The organism is Cellulomonas septica (assembly GCF_012396155.1).
Classification (GTDB): Bacteria; Actinomycetota; Actinomycetes; order Actinomycetales; family Cellulomonadaceae; genus Cellulomonas; species Cellulomonas septica.
On record NZ_JAAXOY010000867.1, the window covers coordinates 1 to 1,174 of the forward strand.

The following is a 1,174-nucleotide window of genomic DNA, read 5'->3' on the forward strand; positions in this document are numbered from 1 at the left end:
CGTGCCCGCGGGCACGCGCGCACCGGTCAGCTGGCCCGTCACGGTCAGCGGGGGCGTGGAGACCCACCCTCCGCCCGGCTCGACGACGGCAGCGGGCGGCGCCGCCGCGGCACCGGCCACGACCGGCTGGGCGACGACGGCGAGAGCGGCCAGGACGGCGACCACGCCGAGACGGGCACGACGGACGAACGGGTGCACGACACTCCAGGGATCGGGTGACGCCCGGCGCTCGCTGCGCCCGGGCGCCCGTATCGTCCCGACACCGGGCCGGGACGCGGGCCCGAACGGTGCAGAACCACACGGCTCCCTGCCGGAACCACCCGAACGGACCGCTCCCGCGGCAGTCACCTCACCCGAACGCCACCGCGCGGAGACGCGTCCCGCGCGCACGGCGACCCGTCGGGTGCGGGCGGGTCCGCACCCGCGTCGGCGGACGGGGCCCGGGGGATCACGGAGGAGGACGGCGGAGGGCGTGGGATTCGAACCCACGAGGACGGGGGTGTCCCGCCCCAACGGTTTTCAAGACCGTCTCTTTCGGCCGCTCAGACAGCCCTCCCGACGCTGCTGGGTCCGCCTGCTCGAGGCCCGCGCGCTGGGGACGATCCTCCCACAGCAGCTCCCTGCGCCGACCCTCTTCCCGGGCCGGCACGACGGTCACGACGACGCCCGCGCCCGCTCCCACCAGCCCGCCGGCCACCCCGGGCTGACGACCTCCAGCCCGTGCAGCACGGCCACCTGCGCGAGCTGGACGTCGTACGTCGCGACCGCCCCGACCTGCGCGTGCGCGACCGCCGCCCCGACGTGCAGCGCCACGAACGACGGCAGCACCGCCGCGACGCGAGCCGCCGCGTGCAGCGACTGGTCCGAGAACCGCACGACCTCGACGCGGTCCGTCACGTCGTGCGCGACGCCGTGCGCCTCGACGCCTCGCGGGCGTGCGACGCGGCGCAGCTCGCTCACGCCCAGGAACGTCGTGACGAGCCGGTCCTCGTGGTCGGCGGCCCACGCGAGCCACGCGTCACGCGCCGGCGCGCCGACGAGGTACCGGCTGAGCGCCGACCCGTCGACGTAGACCCGCGGCGAGATCGGCGGCGACGTGAGCCACCTCAACCTGCACAAGACGTTCTGCATCCCGCATGGCGGCGGCGGTCCCGGCGTCGGGCCGGTCGCGGTC

Annotated in this window: 2 protein-coding genes and 1 tRNA gene; all 3 read right to left on the reverse strand. The window is 76.5% G+C overall.

Annotation, left to right across the window (positions count from 1 at the left end; genetic code table 11):
- Positions 1 to 198, reverse strand: a 198-nt coding sequence (locus HGA02_RS19890; protein ID WP_168681151.1) for a hypothetical protein, incomplete at its 3' end; no start/stop codon positions are given.
- Between the two features lie 266 nt (positions 199 to 464).
- Positions 465 to 556, reverse strand: a tRNA-Ser gene (locus HGA02_RS19895).
- A 98-nt stretch (positions 557 to 654) separates the two neighbouring features.
- Positions 655 to 1,119, reverse strand: a complete 465-nt coding sequence (locus tag HGA02_RS19900; RefSeq protein WP_246248137.1) for a PIN domain-containing protein — start codon at positions 1,117 to 1,119, stop codon at positions 655 to 657.
- Positions 1,120 to 1,174 lie beyond the last annotated feature (55 nt).